This window comes from Tsuneonella rigui (assembly GCF_003958625.1).
Lineage (GTDB): Bacteria > Pseudomonadota > Alphaproteobacteria > Sphingomonadales > Sphingomonadaceae > Tsuneonella > Tsuneonella rigui.
In genome coordinates, this window is record NZ_RSEL01000017.1 from 1 (window position 1) to 18906 (window position 18906).

The window sequence follows — 18906 nt, forward strand, 5'->3', positions numbered from 1 at the left end:
GGGTAGTGGGTCCATTTGAAAACTAGGCGCCCTTCTTCTTGTAAGGGCCGCGCGGTCCCGGCTTGCTGTCGGCAGCTTCGACCAGCGCAACGATATCCGAGATATCCCAGAGGCGGTCGGTGACGCCAGCGGCCATCGCCGGGGTCACGCGGAGACTCTGATGGATGCGGACGAAGTTGTAATACATGAAGTGAAGCGCGACGGCGTAGGCGTGGTTCTCGATCTTCTTGGAGAAGCCGTTGGTCAAGCGGGTAAAGCGGCGCATGTGCATCCGCATCGTCAGGTTCTGGCGCTCGACATGGCTGGTCGAGACTGCATCCAGGTCCGGGTTTCCCTCCACCCGGCGCTTGCGCGTCGAGACGATGTGCGCGGGGCTGTAGCGGCGCTGGCCTTCCGGAGCTTCCCCGTACAGCTTAACGAGCTGCGCGTAATCAACATCGGCGCCAAACGCTTCTTCGACAGCCTCAAGATAGGCTCGGTGGCCGTCTGTGGTGATCTGGACCCGGTTTGCTAGGCGGCCTGCAAGGTCGTCCATAAATTCGAGAGCGTACTCAGCGTCGCGACCGCCAACGAGGTAGGACACGATCATCTTGCTGTCGCTGTCGAGCGCGGTCCAAGTCCAGGTGTCGCCAGCGTGTTCGGGTGCTGCCTTGGCGGAAGCGACATTCTTTTGCTTCGCGTAGGTGAAGGTCCAGATCTCGTCGCACTGGATGCGCTTTGCGGCAACATCGCGAACATTCTCGTCATGATAGGACATGCAGGCTTTTCCGGCATCAACCAGCAGCCGCGCAACGGTATTCTTGCCTACGCCCAACACGCGCGTGATGGACCGGATGCTGTTGCCCTCGCAAAGCATGTGGATAACTTGAGCGCGATCTTTGGGAGAGAGCCTGTTCATGTATCCCTGATAGACCTGTATCCTTTAGCGGTCAAGCATAAAAGTCCGTTTGAATGTGGACGCGCATTGACATTTGGCCGCTAAGCTTTATCAGGGGCTCAGCGGCTAGAAGCTTGTCAGAAGCGAGAGCGGACGACGGGATTCGAACCCGCAACGCCAGATTGGGAAAAACGGTGTTTTGCCATTAAACTACGCCCGCGTAGGTAGATGGTTTTGCGGCCCCGGAGAGTTTGCCCTCTCCGGGGTCGCGTCACTTCATAAGCGGTAGCTCCTTCTCTGTTTCCACGGTTGCGCGCTGCTGGTCGCCTCTCAATGCAAACCAGCGGTGCCCCTCGCGCCGGACAAGACCATCATTCGCGAGGCGATAGAGGGTCATGCCGGGCGTCTTGTAGTGAACTTCTCGACCGAGGCGGCGCTCGATTGCCTTCTTGAGTTCGGCGGCCTTCATCCCTGGCTTCTCCTGAAGCTCGTCGAGGATGATCTCGCGCGCAGTGACCGCGCCGCCTTCCTGTGGCTCCTCGGGGTCGTCAGGCGTTGCCGCGCCGTCATCATCGAGAGGAATGCCCAGAGCACGAGCTGCGTTCAGCAGGTCGCGCGCACGCTGGATGGCGGCGGCCTTGCCCGCCGCGGCCTCTTGCTCTTGCTTGGTGAACTCTGCGACCTGGTTCAGTTCCGCAACGAACTTGTCCTGCAACTCGGCACGCGCGGCATCACGCCAGTTGGCGCTTTGCGTGATCGTGATGGACATACGGCTGCGCTCCCTGAGAATCGGCTGTCCGATCCTCTAGGAGTGTTGGATACCCAACACAAGGGCATCTTGTTACTTTTCTTCGACTCCCTGCCATCGCGCCTTGGCGGCCTTCGCGGCAATCTCCGATTTCCTTTCTGACGATAGGCTTTCCGCGCGGGCGCGGCCCCCGTGGATGCCGCCCTTTCGCCCCAGAGCTACGGCTGCCGGGTCTTTCCCCGTATCCGGGTTTTCGTCAGCTTTATCCCCAACGGCGATATCGGCAATCAACCGGGCCAGCTCGTTGGGATCGCGAGGGCGTTTCGGGTTTGTCATGGTCAGACTATGCCATGCGGCGCGTCCGGGTGCTAGGTCGTGCGGCGTCCGACTGCGCGGAGACGAATTTCAAATGGACCCACTACCAGAAATGGCACCGGCTTGGCCGGGTCCGACACGTAGTCGTCGCTTCCTTTTGCTCCTGGCGAGAAGTTCAAGCCGCCGTTCGCGCCGAGGTAGATCGGAGTCAGCGACGTGGGACACCCGCGCTCACAGGCAAGCGGCCAAGTAGCCAGCTTCTCCCACCGGTCCTCGCCGGTGTTGTAAACGGTGGCGACCGGCGTGTCAGCCGCCGGGCCATCCTTCAGATACTGGTTGAAGAACGGCAGGACGATGCGCTTCCAGTAATAGTCGACTGTGTCGCCGTCCCATTGAAGGATGCCGAGATTGCGTCCGCCCGTCGCCCGATTGACCTGGCTGTGCGACCAGGGGCCAAGCACGAGATGGTTGTTGCCGGTCTTACCGGCCGCCCGCAGCGCTTCGAAACTGCGGATCGCGCCGTAACTGTCTTCCTGGTCCCACAGGGGCTGAACCCACAGCGTCGGCACGTCCGACGGATTGGCGGCCAGGATCTTGTCGAGCGCCTGCGCGCTCCAAGTTTCGTTGTACGCCGGGTTCTCGGAGATCCGCTTCCACGCCGGCAACTGATCGAAGCCGCGAGCGCGGGCCCAGGCTCCTGCCGAACCGGCGTCGCGAAAAATCTCATAGTCGTCACTTCCGCCATGCGACGGCATCTGCGCAAAAGTTTTCGCCCCGCTCTGCCGCGCGACGAAACCCAGCATGAGCTGGCGGAATGCCCCATGGTGGAACCAATCGTCTCCCATCCAGCCGTCGATCAGCGGGCTCTCGGGCGCGGCGACCTTCAGGGCCGGATGCGGATTGAGCAGAGCCGAAGCGGTCGTCAGCCCTTCGTAGGACGAGCCGATCATTCCCACCCGCCCGTTGCTTTCGGGCAGATTGGCTTTGTCGGTCAGCCAAGCGATGGTGTCATAGGCATCGGTCGAATGGTCGGTGCCGCTCGTATTGACTGGGCCCACCAAAGGCTCGTTCAGCGTGTAGTCGCCCTCGGAGTTGAACTTCCCCCGGGTATCCTGCCACACCACGATATAGCCGTTGCGGACGAACTCCTCGTTCTCGAACGGAAGCATGTTGACCATGTTGCCGCTGGTCGATCGCGTCGAACGTGAAGTCGCGTCGTACGGCGTACGGTTCATCACGATCGGCGCGTCGTGCGCGCCTTTTGGCACGATAATGATCGTGTGCAGCTTCACCCCGTCCCGCATGGGGATCATGACGATCCGCCGCTCGTGATCCAGATTTGCAGGAAACGGCGTGTACTCCTTCGGAACTTCGCCACCCGGTTGGACGATCGACGTCACTTTGCCTTCTTGCCCCCAAGCATGCGAGGTTAGAGTGAAGGCCAAGGCGGCCGATAATGCCAGTACGCTTTTCACCATGTCCGACTTATCCGTCACGCCGGGGCTGCACTTTCAAGAGATTCTGCCGGATACTGAGCCGGCAGCGCAACGGAGAAACTTTCAGCAGCAGCGCGAGTTTTTCTGAGGCTTCGAACCAATTTGCCGCGGATTGCTCGCTCTCACAGTTCCGGCAAAAATCTCCATCGCATCAACGTCGCTTCGTAGCTGATATTTGAGGCATCTCGAATGGCCGAAATTGGGCGCGTTGCGGTCTGGCAGCTTGTGGGCCGTTAGCGGACAGGCGGCTTATGGATGCTCGACCGCGCTGAACTGTCGTTCGGCAAACAACCCATTTCGGACTTTGGTCCGTGCTGCTCGCGCCTCCGAATTGCGAGCCTACGGCGCCAATTCGCGACAATCCTGCTCAATGAAGCGACAAAGCCGCCCAACCCGCGAAGGTATTGAGCGGCCGGTCGGTTTTCACTGATGATCAGTCGAACCGGTGATCGACAATGAACCAGGCCCGAGCTTCATCATCGTACTCACACTTCCAATCCTCATGGAAGGTGCTTTGAGCGGCACCGATGGTCGGGAAGATGCCCAAGGCCACCAGCCGCTCGCGATCCTTCTTCGCGGATTCTGCCGCAGCCCGCTCACATTCGCCACGCGAAGCGTAGGGGACATCGGTCGGGTGAGCCAGCGCGACAGGGCCAGAAGCCGCCGCGCTAAACGCCAGGACCATAGTGATTAGCTTTTTCATGTCACTTCTCCTTTCGACGAGGAGCGGAGACTGCGCGGGACTAGAAGTTGGTGCGATGATGGAATCGCGATGTTTTGCCGATGGTTCGCTGATGTTTCACCGATAAGACACAGTGTGATGTCGGCTTTCCACCCAACTTTGGTCACCAGTCAGCCAGCCGCAACCTCCATTGCCGACACACGATGGGAGCCTATTCAATAGGCGCGCACGAGGCCGATTTCCGCTCGAATGCGGTTGAAGCGGTGGAGCGTGATAGTGCTCCGGTTGCGCTGCAGCTCCACCTTCACGAACGGCGCGAAACCGGCGACCTTGAAGGTGCGCATCTGCGCGCTGAGCGAGGCCTGCAGGCTGCTGTCCGACCGGCGCGAGAGGAACACCGGTAGACGCTCGTCGAACCACAGTCGGCCGTGGGTGGCGGACGCTACCACCGTGGTGGGGCCGAAGTCGCGATAGCCGAACACCGTCACTTGGCCGCCGAAGCTCGAATAGAACGGCGCGGCGAGGTCGTCGCGCTGGAGGTTCAGGCTCGCCCCGCCTCCGCTGGCGACTGACAGCGCACGCTCGTATTGCAGCGAGGCGGACAGGGTGTGCCCGTCCTGGCCAGCGTTGAGGCGGTTGTCGATCACGCCGGCGGCCAGCGTTGCGCGGAGTTGCGAGCGGCGGTCCAGCGCATGGAGATAGCTCGCGGACAGCGTCCCGGTGCGTGCGTAGGCTTCGCCGCCGAACCAGTGGATGTCTCCGCCAAGCTCCAGGTTGAGCCGGTCCCTGCCGAGCGCGAACTCCGGCCCGGCGGCAAGTCCCGCGATAACCTCGTTGAACGCGCCCTTCGCGTAGAGGGTGGCCGACGCCGAGGCGCGGCCGAGGATGCTGGTGTGTGCGCCGAGAGAGTGCCGGGCATAGACCTGACCCCGCGCGGCGAGCCCGATGCCGGAGCGCGCCCGCGCCGCCTCATCGAGCGTGAGATCGCCGAGCACGGTCCCTAGGACATCGGCACGGGTGGCGCGGTTGACGTTGCTGTCGGGGGCGAGGGCGACTTCGAGGCTGCCGCCAAACGGCTTGCGCGCGCGCAGGGCGGCCGAATAGCGGTCGACCATCCGCACCACCTCGGGAGGCAGGTCTCCGGCCTGCACCTCGCGCAACGCCTTGCGGGCGCCCGCTTCGTCGCCCATCAGATCGAGTACGCGCGCATACTCGAGACGCACCCGCTGGGCGCCCGGCTGCTCGTCGAGGATCTCGCGTAGCAGCAGCGCCGCCGCGGGGTAACGCTCGGCTCGTGCGAATTGGAGGGCCAGCCGGAAGCGCGCCTCCGCCCGCACGTCGCGCGAGGGGTCCGCGAACAGCGCGCGATAGAGCGATTCCGCGGCCGCGGCATCGCCGGACTGCGCCGCGCGGTTGGCAAGGGCCAGCAGTTCGTCGGCGGACAAGCTGACGCGGTCCGGTGGCGGCTCTTGCGCGCGTGTGCCCAGCGGCGCGAGCAGCGCCGCTAGGAGCAACGCGCATGATGCGGCCCGGCGCCGCGCCCGGCGGGTCTTGCGCGTCGCCACAGCGCGCCTAATCGCGCTTCGCGGCGATGACCCCGCGCGTGGTCAACCAGCTTTGCGTCTGATTGCTGTAGAACGGCAGCTCGAACCGCGAGACGAGCTCGGCCGCCTTGGGCCCGGCGAAAAGGCCGCTGAAGGTTCCCAGCGATGGTGCGCCCGGCGTCTGCAACTGTCCGCTGAAGGTCGTCGCCCCGTGCAGGAAGCTGGTATTGGTGAAGGTGTAGGTAGCGCGCGGGGACGTGCAGCCCATCAGGCAGTTGATGCTTGCTGTGAGATTGCCGGACAGGATCGCCTTCGCGAAATCGAAGTCGAAGTGCGCGATTCCGGTGATCCAGCTTCCAAACGCATCGCGCTCGAACGCGCCATTGAGTTCGCCGGTGTAGCTGGCGGTTCCGGTGGTGGGCACGTCGCCCGCCTTGGTCGGCTGGGCGACTGCGAAGAACCCGTACGCGAGCGTAGCCAGCCCGCTCTGGATCGGCGCCTGCGCATAAAGATCGACGAACGAAACGTAGCTGTATTTCGACTGCGGCTGACCCGCCTGCGCAATCGACAGGGCTGGGCCATAGGCGTTGGTGCTCTTGTTCGCAGGGTCCGCCCGGATCGTCGCGGGGTATGGATAAGTCTCGAGCGCGCTCACCTGCATCAGCGTGCCGGAACCCGCCACCGGAGCATCGACGGCATAGCGGCCGGAGGCGGCGTCGTAGGTGATCGCAAAGCCCGTCACGTCGCGTCCGTTCTGGAACGCGCCGGAGTTGGGCGGGGTATCGTACTGCCAGCCCGTGCCGACGGTCGCCAGCGCGGGGTTGTACAAGGGATCTTTGAACACCGCGGCCGGCTGCGGGGTGAATGCCGCCGTCGGGGTCGGCGTGGGAGTTGGCGTCGGCGTAGGAGTCGGCACCGGAGCGGGACCGGTGCTGATCACCGGAGCGGAGCCACCGCTGCACGCCCCGAGCGGCAGGAACGCCGCGCTGGCCGCCAGCAGGATGAATTTCGAGATTTGCATGAGCGTGGTCCTCTGCCTCCCCCGCATTGGTGCCGGGTCGGGGCGGAGAAGAGCGCGAGCGCGGCGGTTAAGCCATGAGAGGGCGCCGATGGTTTGCCGATGATTTGCTGATGATCGTCGTGCGGCCGGTCTATCGACCGGATTTCCATCGACAAATGCGCGTCGCGGCGGCAGCTTTGTCCGCCTGATGGGTGCACGGCACAACCGCATCGCCGATCGCGCGTTCGCGCACGTGCCGGCCGCGCTGATGCTGTGCTGCGCGGCCGAAGCCCATGCGTCCGAGCCAGCCAACCCGATCGTCGTCACCGGGGAACGCCAGCGGCGGCCGGTGGTGGATACGCCGTCGAGCGTGGCGGTCGTCTCGGGCGATGAGCTCGACCGACAGATCGGCTCCACTCGAATCGAAGATGTCCTGACGGCGATCCCCAACGTGCAGATCGGCTCGGGGAGCGAAGGACCGACCATTCGCGGGCAGGACGGCAACGGCCCGCTGCGCGATCTGCCCGCATTCCTGAGCGGCAACCGGCCACGGGTGACGCTCCAGATCGATGGCCGCCCGATCGGCTACAACGAGCTCGCCTATGGCGTCGCGAACCTATGGGACCTCGACCGGGTCGAGGTCTACCGCAGTCCGCAGACGACCACCCAGGGCCGCAACGCGATCGCCGGGGCGATCTTCGCTTATACTAGGAATCCGACCTTCGAATGGGAAGGCCGCGCGCGCGGGCTAATCGGGACATACGATACGCGGCAGCTCTCCGCGGTCGTCTCGGGACCGGTGGTCGATGACGCTCTCGCGTTTCGGCTGTCGGGCGATGTCCGCGCGAGCCGCCCGGCGAGCCGGATCACCGCGCCCGGGGCGGGGATCGACTACAATCGCGATCGCTATCAAATACTCCGCCTGAAGCTGCTCGCAACGCCGCCCGGTACGGAAGGTCTCCGGCTCACCGCGACCGCGACGCATAATCGGTCGGCCGGCCCGCAGATCGAAGGCGTGCGGGCGCCGTTCGATGCGCGCCGCGACCCAGAAGCCACCTACGGCTTTTTTGATCTCCGCGTCGATTCTGCCGCAGTGCAGGGAGAATGGGACTTCGCCCCCGGCTGGACAGCCGCGCTCACCGCGACCGCCGGCGATGCGACGATCCGCCGAACCGCTCCGCCCGGGTTCGGCGTGACCGCGGTGAAGGGACGCGACTATGGCCTCGAGAACATCGTCACCTGGCGGCCCAATGACACCACGACACTGTTGCTGGGCGCAAACTGGTCGCGCGCGACGCTGGGGCAGGAAATCGATCTCACCGCAGCGCTTCTAGGCCGCGGGGTTTTCACCGATGCCCAAGAATCGCTCGGGCTGTTCGGGCAGGCCGAGTGGCTGCCGGTGCCGCGCCTCAGGCTCGCAGCCGGAGTCCGCTACCAGCGCGATGCGCAGGATCGCACGGGCCTGCTCGGTATCGGCACTCCCGCGCCGCAAGCGCTGGACTTTCACCGCGTGTTCGAGCGCATACTGCCGCGCCTGAGCGCGACCTGGAAGCTGTCCGACGGCGTCCACGTGGGCGCGCTGGTACAGCAGGCTTACAATCCGGGTGGGGTCAGCCTCGATGCCCGGCGCCGCTTGGTGCAGACCTTCGAAGCGGAGACCCTTTGGGACTATGAGCTGTTCGTGCGCGTCGCCGATCCTGCCGCGACGCTCAGCGGGTCGCTCAACGCTTTCTATTACGACCAAGCCAATCCGCAGCGGACCCTGCAGCGCCAGATCGTTACTCCGGCCGGTATCGTCACCATTGCGGAGATCGGCAACGCGATCGCGGGGCGCAGTTACGGCGCGGAGTTCGAGGAGCGCTGGCGCCCGTCGAACCGCCTGACCCTGTCGGCGGCAGTGGGCATCTTGCGCACCCGGCTGACCGGCACGGCCTCGGCCACCGACCCGCTGCTGGGCAAGGAATTCCAGCTCTCCCCGCGCTTGACGGCTTCCGCTGCCGCCGAGTGGCGCCCGCTTGATCGCTTGCTTCTCTGGCTACGGGCACGCCATCACAGCGGCTACTTCAGCGACGACGTCAACGATCCTGCGCGCCGGGTGGCCGCGGCCGAGGTGGTCGACGCGAACGCGACCTGGACGGTGGGCGATCTCGCGGTCTCTGCTTATCTGCGCAACGCTTTTGATGCTTTCTACCTGACCTACCACAGCGGACCGGGCTCGCGCCTGGCGGTGGCCGGCGATCCGCGTGAGGCGGGGCTCTCGGTCGATTTGCGGTTTTGAATGGCCCTCGCGGGCAGCAGCGTCATTCGCTAGATGTGCACCGGTGAACGACGGTCAGGTGCCTTTATCTTCCACACTGCGCGCGACCGCTCAGCCGCTCGCCGCGCGCGCCGATTTTCGCGCCGGCGACCTGCTGATCCGCCCCTCCATGCTGTCTATCGAAGGACCTGGCGGTAGCGCCAAGGGAGAGCCGCGGGTCATCCGGGTGCTGGTTGCGCTCGCTGACGCGCAAGGCGGCGTGCTGTCGCGTGACATGCTGCTGGAACAGTGCTGGGATGGCCTGATCGTCGGCGACGACGCGATCAATCGCGCGGTCGCCGAGCTGCGGCGGCTGATCGCGTCGGTTGGCGGGCAAGTCGAGGTGCAGACCGTCCCACGGGTGGGCTACCGGCTGGAAGCGGGGGATGTCCTGGCTCAGAGTACCGAGGAGAAGCGACCCACTGCTGGCGCCAGCCGCTCCAGTCGCCGCGCGATGCTGATCGGCGGGGCCGCGTTGCTTGCCGTGGGAGCGGGCGGGACGGCGCTCTATTTAGACCGCAGCCAACGCGGCACGGTGGACGAGCTGATCGAACGAGGCCGCGTGCTGCAGGCCACGGGCGGCCCCGACACCAAGCAACGCGCCGCCGCGCTGTTTCGGCAAGCGATCGAAGCCGATCCCGGGCGCGCCGACGCGTGGGGGTGGCTTGCGGCAGTCACTATCGGCAGCGGTAAGGCCATTGCACACGCGCAGCGCGCCCTTGCGCTCGATCCGAGCGAACCCAACGCGCGCGCGGTGATGGCTGTCGAACGGCTCGATCTCGATGACTGGATCACGTACGAAGACACGTTGCTCGGTATCGTGCGCGATGCCCCCGAATGTGCCCTCGCGCTCGCGCAGATCGTCCTGTTTTACCAAGGCATGGGTCGGTGCGTGGATTCGCTGCGCTACAACGAGCGCGCTATTGCGGTCGAGCCGTTCAATCCCGCGCATCAGGCTCGCCGGTCTATGAAGCACTGGATCTTCGGCGATCTCGCCAAGTGCGATCAGGTGGCCAATCGCGCGATGCAGCTCTGGCCGCGCGAGCCGATCGTGTGGAACGCGCGGATGATCACGCTCGCTTTTACCGACCGCCCGTACGCTGCCGGGGTGCTGCTCGACGACAAGGCCAAGCGGCCAGGCAACCTCAGCCCACCAACGATAGGGGCATGGCGCGCGACCTTGCAGGCCATCGCCGATCGCCGTGCGGGTCCTTCGCGAAACGATGTGGCGGTCATGGTTGACACTGCGATGCAGTCGCCGGGCATGGCGGCCAATGCGATCATGGCCCTCTCGTACATCGGCTTGCTCGATGAGGCCTATCAGGTCGCCGACGGCCTGCTGACCCAGAGCGGTCAGGTAGTGCAGCGCACCAGCGGCTCGCTCGCGCGCGACATTTACGCCGGCCCGGTGTGGGGTCGCACCCAGTTCGTGTTCGTGCCGGCGTGCGCGAACTTGCGCAACGATCGGCGGTTCACCGCCTTGTGTGCGCGGACGGGCCACCTCGCGTATTGGCAGAAGCGCGGGATTGGTCCCGACAAGTTCGTCAGGGGATCGATCAAGCTCTAGCGCGCTGTGTAACGCAAGCTTCCATCGGCAAAGCATCGGCGAAATGTCGGGCGGTCATCATGGCCTTGATGTCCGCGCGCCGCGAAGCTGCTCCACCAACTCAAGTGGAGGACCAGCCATGTTCCGCGCACCTGCCAAAGCCTCGTTGATCGCGCTCGTGCTGCTAGCCGGGGGGTGCGGCGGCGATGAAGTGGCCCGCATCGCTTCGGCGCCCGTGCCGCTGGCGACGCCCACGCCCTCACCGACACCGACGCCGACACCTACACCGCCTCCGGTGGCGGAAGGCTTTGCGCTTAAAAGCGACAAGCCGTTCGTCACGTACGGCCTCTCCGAAGTCGACACCTTAGGTTCCGCGTCCAGCCTCTCAGGGTCGAAGGATAACGAGAAGTTCGTCGCCACCCGTCCGGGCAGCCGCGATCAGAGGGTCGACTTCAGCTACAATAGCGCGACCGGCGAATATTCGCTGGCCTTGCCCGACGGGCTGGCCGACAAGCTGATCCCCATCGGGCAGCAGTCGACCAACTGGTCGGCGCATCGCGTGAGCGATGGCACGCATGCCGAGGCCTATGTCTCGCTTCCCAAGCCCGGCAGTGAATGGTCCCCTTATTCCTACTCGCACTTCGGCTACTGGGAGCAAACGGGCGCCGATGCCGGCCTGACGCGAACCTACGGCGTATTCGCCTACGGAAGCGAAACGCCCGCCTCCGGCGTGCCGGTCACCGGGACCGGAACATACAACGCATCGATCTTCGCAACGTCGACCGCCGATCCTTTCTGGGTCGACGGGACGGCGAAACTGGTGTTCGATTTCGGCAAGGGGACGCTTAGCGGCTGGATCCACCCGGTGCACCAGACCAATGGCTGGTATCCCGATTACGACTACGACTACGGCCAGTTCGATTTCGTCCAGACGCTCTACGCGTCCGGCAGCGCGCGCTACTCGGGCAAGTTCGCCAAGGACGGCACCACGCTGGAGGGTTCATTCTTCGAAGGCAGCCTGACCGGGCCCTCGGCTTCGGAAACAGTAGCGCGCTTCGTCGCCCCGTTCGTGCGCAACGGCCAGCCCGGATCGATCAGCGGGGTGTGGGTCGGCAAGAAATGAAAAAATCAGCCAAGCATCGGCGTGCCAACGGCGCCCCATCATGGCCTGATGATCGGCTTCGCGAGAGGTTTGTGACCGTCCCGCAATCCGGCGGGTTAGAACAAGGAGCATCCTCCAATGAAGATCGTTCTTACCGCGCTTGGCGTGGCCGCCGTTTTGGTCGCCTCGCCGGCCGTCGCCAATCACATCTTTACCCCCACTGCCTTCGACACGCGGGGTGAATGCGAATCCGAGAACGCGCGGCTCAGCAACGACGATGCCGAGCGGCAATTCCCGCTGCGACCCGACCTGTTCTCGAGCCTAGGGGAGGCGCGCAGTTTCATGACCCGCGCATTCACCTGCGAATACGATGCCGACGAGGACGCCTGGTTCCTTACCGACCATCGCAGGGAAATCATCGCCAGCGACTGGTTCAAGCGGCGGCAGTAAAAGGTTATCAGTGTGCTCCGGGCGCGCTTACCGTAGCGTGCCTGGAGAGTATCCCGCCTTCCGAACTTGACGGGCCCTCGAACGCCCGGACGCCGAGTTTTAGGGCAAGCTATTTGTGTGGGACGCTGGATTTCGCCCGCGCCAAGCAAGAAATGGCGAGAGGCGCAGATCCAAAAATTCGGTCGGGTAAACGATGGCTGCTATAAGGCCGCATGTGCATCATCCGAATGACTGGGTTTGGGCGCAAAGCAGCCGCCATGACAATCGGCCAAAGTAGGGCTAGGATTAGGGTTCGCAAATTAGCGGTCTAAAAGACAACGCAATTTCAGAGCGATGTCGCAAGGGTTCGAATCCCTCCGTCTCCGCCAGCAAAAAGGCCTCCGCGTCGCGGGGGCCTTTTTGCTGTTGGGGATGCGAGCGGTGGACGAACCCTAGGGTTCGGAGCCGGAGCGAAGCGCAGGCGGCCGCAGCGCAGCGAAGGCCAATCCCTCTGTCCTCTCAACCCATCCCCTTGGCGCAATGAACCGACCCGTCTAGCGCGACCCTATGCGTCGCTACCCAGCCTTGTTGTATCTCTGCTGTGGCGTACCACTGGCGCTGCTAGCGACACCCGCACTGGCCCAGCAGGCTCAGGCCGACGACAAACCCGTCATCGTCGTCACCGGCAACGGCCTCCCCGATACTCCCGCGACACCCGCGTACGACACCGCGGTGCTCGGCCGGGAAGCGCTGACCTCAACCGCTTCGGGCCGCATCGAGGACGCACTCGCCGCGGTCGCCGGCTTCCAGCAGTTCCGCCGCTCGGACAGCCGCTCGTCGAACCCCAGCGCGCAGGGCGTGACGCTACGCGCCCTCGGCGGCAATGCCTCGAGCCGGGCGCAAGTGTTGCTCGACGGCGTGCCGATGGCCGATCCGTTCTTCGGCTACATCCCCCTGAGCGCGATCGCGCCCGAACGCCTGGCGAGCGCACGAGTGACGCGCGGCGGCGGTTCGGGGCCGTTCGGCGCGGGCGCACTCGCGGGGACGATCGAGCTTACTAGCGCCGATGCCGCGGCGCTCGGCTTGGTGAGCGGACAGGCGCTGGTCAACGACCGCGGCGAGACCGAGGCGAGCGCGAGCTTCGCTCCGCAGCTCGGAGCAGGCTTCGCGGTGCTGTCAGGCCGATGGGACCGCGGCCAAGGGTTCTGGACCACGCCCCTCGCGCAGCGCGTGCCAGCCAGCGTGCGTGCAGCTTACGATTCGTGGTCGGTCCAGCTCCGCGCCGTCGCACCGCTGACCGATACAATCGACCTGCAAGCGCGCGGCCTCGCCTTCCACGACACCCGCACGCTGCGCTTCGCCGGGGCTGACACGTCGATGGAGGGGCAGGACGCCTCGCTGCGCCTCGTCGGGCGCGGCAAGTGGCAGTTCGATCTCATCGGTTACGTCCAGGCGCGCAATTTCACCAACGTGGTGGTGAGCTCGACGGCGTTCGTCCCGACACTCGACCAGCGCAACACGCCCGCGACCGGTGTTGGCGGCAAGCTCGAGGTGCGTCCGCCCACCGGTGAGGCGAACGTGCTGCGCCTCGGCCTCGACTACCGCAAGTCAAGCGGCGAGCTGTCCGAGGACGCCATCAGCACCGCCACCGGTGCGGTTACTCAGCGGCGCAATGCGGGCGGCGTGAATACCGACCTTGGCCTGTTCGTCGAGGATGACCTTACGCTGGGTGTGGTGACCCTGACCGGCGGTGCGCGCGCCGATCGCTACACGATTTCGGACGGCTTCTTCGTGGCCCGCAATCCCGCTGGGCTGGCCGTCACCGACCGGCGCTTTGCGGATCGATCGGGGTGGGAGGCGTCGTTCCGCGGGGGCGCGGTCGCCCGGCTCGGCCGTAGGCTGCGCGTGCGCGCCGCAGCTTATACCGGCCTGCGGTTGCCGACGCTCAACGAGCTCTACCGTCCGTTTACGGTGTTCCCGGTGGTCACCCAGGCCAACGCCGAACTGCGCAACGAGCGGCTCGACGGCTACGAAGCCGGCATCGACTTCACGCCGTCGAGCACGGTCGATCTGTCGCTCACCGCGTTCGACAACCGGGTCAAGCAGGCGATCGCCAACGTCACCATCGGACCCAACCTGCGCGAACGGCAGAACATCGACGCGATCCATGCGCGCGGGATCGAAGCCAGTGCGCAGCTCAAGTTCGGCAAGCTCTCGTTCGCCGGCTCGCTTGCATGGACCGATGCGGAGACGCGCGGATCGGGCGCGGCGGCGGCGCTCGACGGCAACCGGCCTGCACAAACGCCCCGCTGGACCGCGAGCGGTACGCTGAGCTGGCGGCCGGCAGCAGACGCCTTGGTCGCCGCCACGCTGCGGCACGTCGGCGATCAATTCGAGGACGATCTGGAGACCGATGTCCTGCCCGCCGCGACCACGCTCGACCTTTACGCGCAGGTTCCGCTGAGCGGCCGCGTTGCCCTGGTTCTTCGCGGAGAGAACCTGACCGGCGAGACGATCATCACGCGCAACCAGGCAGGCTCGATCGATATCGGCGCGCCGCGCACGCTGTGGGCCGGGATCAAGCTGGGGCTTTAGCCTCTAACCCGCTCAGCGAAACGCGCGGCGAATCAGGTACACCAGCGCCACCGCCCCGGCGACCAGCACCGCGGGAGACGGCAGGGTGAGCGGCGCGCGCTCCCGATTGTCTTCCTCATCGTGAACGTAAGCGTGCGGTATGGCCGAATTGGGGATCGTGGACATTGGCGTTCCTCGTGTGCGACAGGTCTGCCCCGTCAACGGACGCGTCCCCGCGCCGTTCCGAACGCTAGGCGGTCAGCTCGCGCACTCGGCTGGCGAGGACATCGACCTCGAACGGCTTCGTGAGGAGGTGCATGCCGGGTTCAAGCTGATGGTCGCCGATCACCGAGCTTTCGGCGTATCCGGTGATGAAGAGCACCTTGAGATCGGGCCGCAGGATACGCGCGGCATCGGCCAGCTGCCGCCCGTTCATGCCGTTGGGCAGGCCGACATCGGTTACCAGCAGGTCGATCTTGTTGGCGGCCTGCAACATCGCAAGGCCGCTGGGCCCGTCACCGGCTTCCAGCGTGGTATAGCCCAGATCCTCGAGCACGTCGGCGATCAGCGCGCGGATGATGACCTCGTCATCCACGACGAGCACGGTTTCACCCCGCCCCGCCTGCGCGTCGGCCTTCGGTTGCGCCGGCTTGGCGTCACCCACCGCATCCCCGCCGGTGCGCGGAAAATGCAGGACGACGGTCGTGCCCTGGCCCACTTGCGAGCGGATCTTCACCTGCCCGCCCGATTGGCGGACAAAGCCATAGATCATCGACAAGCCCAGCCCGGTGCCTTCGCCCAGTGGCTTGGTGGTGTAGAACGGATCGAACGCGCGCTCGATGGTGTCCTGCGACATGCCGGTGCCGGCATCGCGCACCGACACGGTGACATAGTCGCCCGGTTCCAAATCGAACTCGCGCGCCGCATCAGCGTCGAGCGTGCGATTGGCGGTCTCGATCGTGATCTCGCCCCCGCGCGGCATGGCGTCGCGCGCGTTGATGCAGAGGTTGAGCAGCGCGTTTTCAAACTGGTTCGGGTCAATCAGCGTGGTCCACAAATCCGCGCCGCTATCGATCCGGACGTTGATCTCCGGCCCCACCGACCGGCGAAGAAACTCCTCCAGGTTGGCGATGAGCTGATTGATATCGCTCGGCTTGGGATCGAGCGTCTGGCGGCGCGAGAATGCCAGCAGGCGATGGGTCAGCGCGGCCGCGCGCGTGATGCCCGATTGCGCCATGTCGAGGTAGCGGCCGATCTCCCCGATGCGGCCCTGCTCCAGCCGGCGGCCGATCAGTTCGAGCCCGCCCGAAACGCCGGTCAGCAGGTTGTTGAAGTCGTGCGCCAGCCCGCCCGTTAGTTGGCCGACCGCTTCCATCTTCTGTGCCTGGCGCAACTGCTCCTGAGCCGCTTCGCTCTCCTGCGTTCGCTCGACAACCTGCTGCTCGAGCGAGCCCGCGAGATTCGCGAGCGCCGCCTCCGCCAGCCGCCGCTCGATCGCGGCCTGTGTCCGGTCGGCGACATCGCGCACGAAGGCCAGCTCGTCCTCGGACCACTCGTGCGCATCGCGGTGGTTGAGATAGAGCAGCGCGACGAAGTTGTTGTGATCGATCAGCGGCATGTTCAGCACCGCGCGGGCGTGAATAGCCTCGAGCGCGCTCGCCGTCCCGGCCGTGCGCGGATCGAGCCGGGCGTCGGCGATCGCCACCGTCTCGCCGCGCTTTAGGTCCTCGATGTACGATCCGTAGTCGCGGAACTGGAGCACGCCGGCGAGGCTGGTGGTGCCCGGCTGGTTCCAGTCGCGCTTGATGGTGATCGTCTCGGCCACGGGATCGATGATCCCGTAACCCGCGCGGCTGACCCCGATCGTGGTTCCGAGGATTTCGGCGGCAAGGAACGACATGTCGTCCGGATCGGTGAGCTGCCGCAACCCGTCGCCGAGCGCCAGCAGCGCCGCGCGGCGGTTCTCGCGCTGGCGCCGGGCGGTCACGTCCTGGGTGACGCCGACCATGCGCACCGGCTTGCCCTGGTTGTTGTGCTCCAGCCGTCCATTGACCTGGATCCAGTGCGTCGAGCCGTCGGGCCAGACGCAGCGATACTCGATGTCATAGTCGACATCGTTCTCGATCGCATTGCGGACCGCCGCGCGCATCCGCTCGCGATCGTCCGGGTGGATGGCCTCGATCAGCTCTTCATAGGTGAGCGTATCCTCGGGCCCGCGCCCGTAATGCGCCATGCCGTCGGGCGAGACCGTCAGTTCGTTCGTCTTGAGAACGGCCGACCACGAGCCCAGGCGTCCGGCGCCGAGCGCGACCTGCATGCGCTGCTGGCCTTCGCGAATCGCTTCGATCCGCCCGCGCGCCTCGTACTGCCGCAAGCGTGCGCGCCGCGCGGACCGTGCGAGGCTGACCAGCGTAGTCGGATGGAAGGGCCGCTCGAGGAAGGTGACGTTGCCGAGCACCTCGAGCAACCGGGCCGCACCGGGATTGCGCTCCAATCCCCCGCCACGGGCCGTCAGGACGATGAACGGGAAGTCCGACCATTCGTCCTGGTCGGCGATGAATGCCGCCAGCTCGCGCAAGTCGGCCCCGCGCAAGGTTTCCTCGGTGACGATCGCAAAGCCCGCGCCACGCCGAAGCGCCGCGACGAACGCGCCCAGGTCAGGCTCGATTTCCGCCTCGATCTTCGCTTCGCGCAGCATTTGCTGCGCGATCAGGGCATCGCGACCATGCGGGGCGAGGATCACTGCCCCTTCGGAGAACGTCCGATTCAAGTCGGCTTACGCCTCGGCCTTGTTGAGCAAGCCAGTGGTCTCACCCACCAAGGTCGGCACGCCGCGAAGGACACCCTGGAACCCGACAAGAGGCTCGCCGAGCGTAATACCATTCGAACCGATCATATATTCGCGGATCGTATCTTCGTGGCTGCCCGTACGCTTCTTGACGATCGAGATCGCGCGGCGGACACGGCCAAGCGCCTCAAAATAGCGCAGCAGGATCACCGTATCGGCCAGATAAGTCACGTCGATAGGGGTTTTCATGTCCCCGACCAACCCATGCTGGGCAACGGTGAGGAAGGTCGTTGCGCCTTGGCGGTTCAGGTATTGCAGCAACTCGTGCATGTGCAGGACCAGCGCCTGCTCTTCCGGCATGGCGGCCTGGAAGCCGTTGAGGCTGTCGATGACGACGGTGCGCGCTCCGTACTTCTCGACGCAGCGCCGTACCCGTTCGGAAAACTCGCCGGGTGTCAGCTCGGCTGCGTCGATTTGTTCGACAACCAGTTTCTCCGCATCGACCATCGCCTGAAGGTCGATTCCCAAACCTTTTGCGCGTTCAAACAGCAGGCCCAGCTCTTCGTCGAACACGAACATCGCGGCGTTCTCTCCGCGCTCGATCGCTGCCGTGATGAACGTGAGCGTGAAGAGCGATTTACCAGTACCAGCCGGACCCAGAATGAGGTTGCTCGCGCCCCGCTCCAGCCCGCCGCCCAGCAGCTTGTTCAGCCGCTCGTTGTCGATCGACACGGTCTCGCGGGTGAAGGGGGACCGGTGCTCTGCGGACACCAGCCGCGGGAACACCCGGATCCCGCCGGTCTCGATCACGAAGTCGTGGTAGCCACCCCGATAGCGCCGTCCACGGTACTTGAGCACGCGCAGGCGCCGACGCTCGGCACCGTAGTCGGGCGATAGCTCCTCCAACCGGATGACCGCGTGCGCGACGCTGTGGACGGTCTTGTCCATTACGTCGGCAGTCAGGTCGTCGAGCATCAGGACGGTCGCGCCCTTGTGGGCGAAGTAGTGCTTGAGCGCGAGAATTTGCCGCCGGTAGCGCAGCGAACTTTGCGCCAGCAGCCGAATTTCCGACAGGCTGTCGAGCACGACACGGGTCGGCTTGGCCTGCTCGAATGCCTCGAAAATACGCTTGGTGGTCTCACCCAGCTCAAGGTCGGAGGAGTAGAGCAGGCTCTGCTGCTGGTCCTGATCGAGCAGGCTTTCCGGCGGAATGAGCTCGAATACCTTGAAGTTGTCGCCGAAGCTCCACCCATGCGAGGTGGCGCCGGCACGCAATTCCTCCTCGGTTTCCGACAAGGTGATATAGAGCACCGTCTCGCCCGCTTCGGCGCCGGCGAGCAGGAACTGCGTCGCGAGCGTAGTCTTGCCCGCGCCGGGGCTTCCTTCGAGCAGAAACAGACGTCCGGCAGTGAGCCCCCCAGCGAGAATCTCATCGAGCCCAGCAGCACCCGTCGAATAGTTTTGCATGAGCCCTCTCCCACGCATTAAGTTGACACGCATAACCCTTTG

The 18906-nt window shown here is 65.1% G+C and carries 16 protein-coding genes; 6 read left to right on the forward strand and 10 right to left on the reverse strand.

What is annotated here, in order from left to right; translation table 11 throughout:
• Positions 1 to 22: 22 nt before the first annotated feature.
• The 4 genes from ELY12_RS07775 to ELY12_RS07795 all read right to left on the reverse strand — a co-directional run bounded on the left by ELY12_RS07775 (position 23) and on the right by ELY12_RS07795 (position 3340).
• Complete coding sequence (locus tag ELY12_RS07775; protein ID WP_126176134.1) at positions 23 to 898, reverse strand: helix-turn-helix domain-containing protein; 876 nt, start codon at positions 896 to 898, stop codon at positions 23 to 25.
• 250 nt (positions 899 to 1148) lie between these two features.
• Complete coding sequence (locus ELY12_RS07785; protein WP_126176133.1) at positions 1149 to 1646, reverse strand: hypothetical protein; 498 nt, start codon at positions 1644 to 1646, stop codon at positions 1149 to 1151.
• A gap of 72 nt (positions 1647 to 1718) precedes the next feature.
• Positions 1719 to 1961, reverse strand: a complete 243-nt coding sequence (locus tag ELY12_RS07790; protein WP_126176132.1) for a histone H1 — start codon at positions 1959 to 1961, stop codon at positions 1719 to 1721.
• A gap of 32 nt (positions 1962 to 1993) precedes the next feature.
• Positions 1994 to 3340: a CocE/NonD family hydrolase gene (locus ELY12_RS07795; protein WP_241229776.1), complete on the reverse strand. Its 1347-nt coding sequence runs from the start codon at positions 3338 to 3340 to the stop codon at positions 1994 to 1996.
• Between the two features lie 34 nt (positions 3341 to 3374).
• On the opposite strand from ELY12_RS07795, the gene ELY12_RS14295 reads away from it, so the two are divergent.
• Entirely contained in the window at positions 3375 to 3524 is a 150-nt protein-coding gene (locus ELY12_RS14295; protein WP_164549451.1) for a hypothetical protein, read from the forward strand.
• Positions 3525 to 3869: 345 nt separating this feature from the next.
• Here the strand turns inward: ELY12_RS14295 and ELY12_RS07800 are convergent, their stop codons facing one another.
• The 3 genes from ELY12_RS07800 to ELY12_RS14510 form a co-directional block, all read right to left on the reverse strand.
• Entirely contained in the window at positions 3870 to 4139 is a 270-nt protein-coding gene (locus ELY12_RS07800; RefSeq protein ID WP_126176146.1) for a hypothetical protein, read from the reverse strand.
• Between the two features lie 194 nt (positions 4140 to 4333).
• Positions 4334 to 5563 (reverse strand): porin family protein, encoded by a 1230-nt coding sequence (locus ELY12_RS07805; RefSeq protein WP_126176147.1) that lies wholly within the window; start codon positions 5561 to 5563, stop codon positions 4334 to 4336.
• A 127-nt stretch (positions 5564 to 5690) separates the two neighbouring features.
• Positions 5691 to 6683, reverse strand: coding sequence for a transferrin-binding protein-like solute binding protein (locus ELY12_RS14510; RefSeq protein WP_241229777.1), 993 nt, complete (start codon positions 6681 to 6683; stop codon positions 5691 to 5693).
• Between the two features lie 187 nt (positions 6684 to 6870).
• On the opposite strand from ELY12_RS14510, the gene ELY12_RS07815 reads away from it, so the two are divergent.
• The 5 genes from ELY12_RS07815 (at position 6871) to ELY12_RS07835 (ending at position 14630) form a co-directional block, all read left to right on the forward strand.
• On the forward strand, positions 6871 to 8940 hold the full coding sequence (locus ELY12_RS07815; RefSeq protein WP_126176148.1) for a TonB-dependent receptor: 2070 nt from the start codon (positions 6871 to 6873) through the stop codon (positions 8938 to 8940).
• 43 nt (positions 8941 to 8983) lie between these two features.
• Positions 8984 to 10525 (forward strand): winged helix-turn-helix domain-containing protein, encoded by a 1542-nt coding sequence (locus ELY12_RS07820; protein WP_126176149.1) that lies wholly within the window; start codon positions 8984 to 8986, stop codon positions 10523 to 10525.
• A 118-nt stretch (positions 10526 to 10643) separates the two neighbouring features.
• Entirely contained in the window at positions 10644 to 11627 is a 984-nt protein-coding gene (locus tag ELY12_RS07825; protein ID WP_126176150.1) for a HupA family protein, read from the forward strand.
• Positions 11628 to 11744: 117 nt separating this feature from the next.
• Positions 11745 to 12056 carry a hypothetical protein gene (locus ELY12_RS07830; protein WP_126176151.1) on the forward strand — a complete coding sequence of 104 codons (312 nt, stop codon included), beginning with the start codon at positions 11745 to 11747 and terminating at the stop codon, positions 12054 to 12056.
• A 546-nt stretch (positions 12057 to 12602) separates the two neighbouring features.
• Entirely contained in the window at positions 12603 to 14630 is a 2028-nt protein-coding gene (locus ELY12_RS07835; protein ID WP_126176152.1) for a TonB-dependent receptor, read from the forward strand.
• A gap of 12 nt (positions 14631 to 14642) precedes the next feature.
• On the opposite strand, the gene ELY12_RS14300 is transcribed toward ELY12_RS07835, so the two are convergent.
• The 3 genes from ELY12_RS14300 to ELY12_RS07845 form a co-directional block, all read right to left on the reverse strand.
• Positions 14643 to 14795 carry a hypothetical protein gene (locus ELY12_RS14300; RefSeq protein WP_164549452.1) on the reverse strand — a complete coding sequence of 51 codons (153 nt, stop codon included), beginning with the start codon at positions 14793 to 14795 and terminating at the stop codon, positions 14643 to 14645.
• A gap of 64 nt (positions 14796 to 14859) precedes the next feature.
• A complete protein-coding gene (locus ELY12_RS07840) occupies positions 14860 to 17379 on the reverse strand; it encodes an ATP-binding protein (RefSeq protein ID WP_126176153.1) in 2520 nt (839 codons plus the stop codon).
• A gap of 6 nt (positions 17380 to 17385) precedes the next feature.
• A complete protein-coding gene (locus ELY12_RS07845; RefSeq protein ID WP_126176154.1) occupies positions 17386 to 18864 on the reverse strand; it encodes an ATPase domain-containing protein in 1479 nt (492 codons plus the stop codon).
• Positions 18865 to 18906 lie beyond the last annotated feature (42 nt).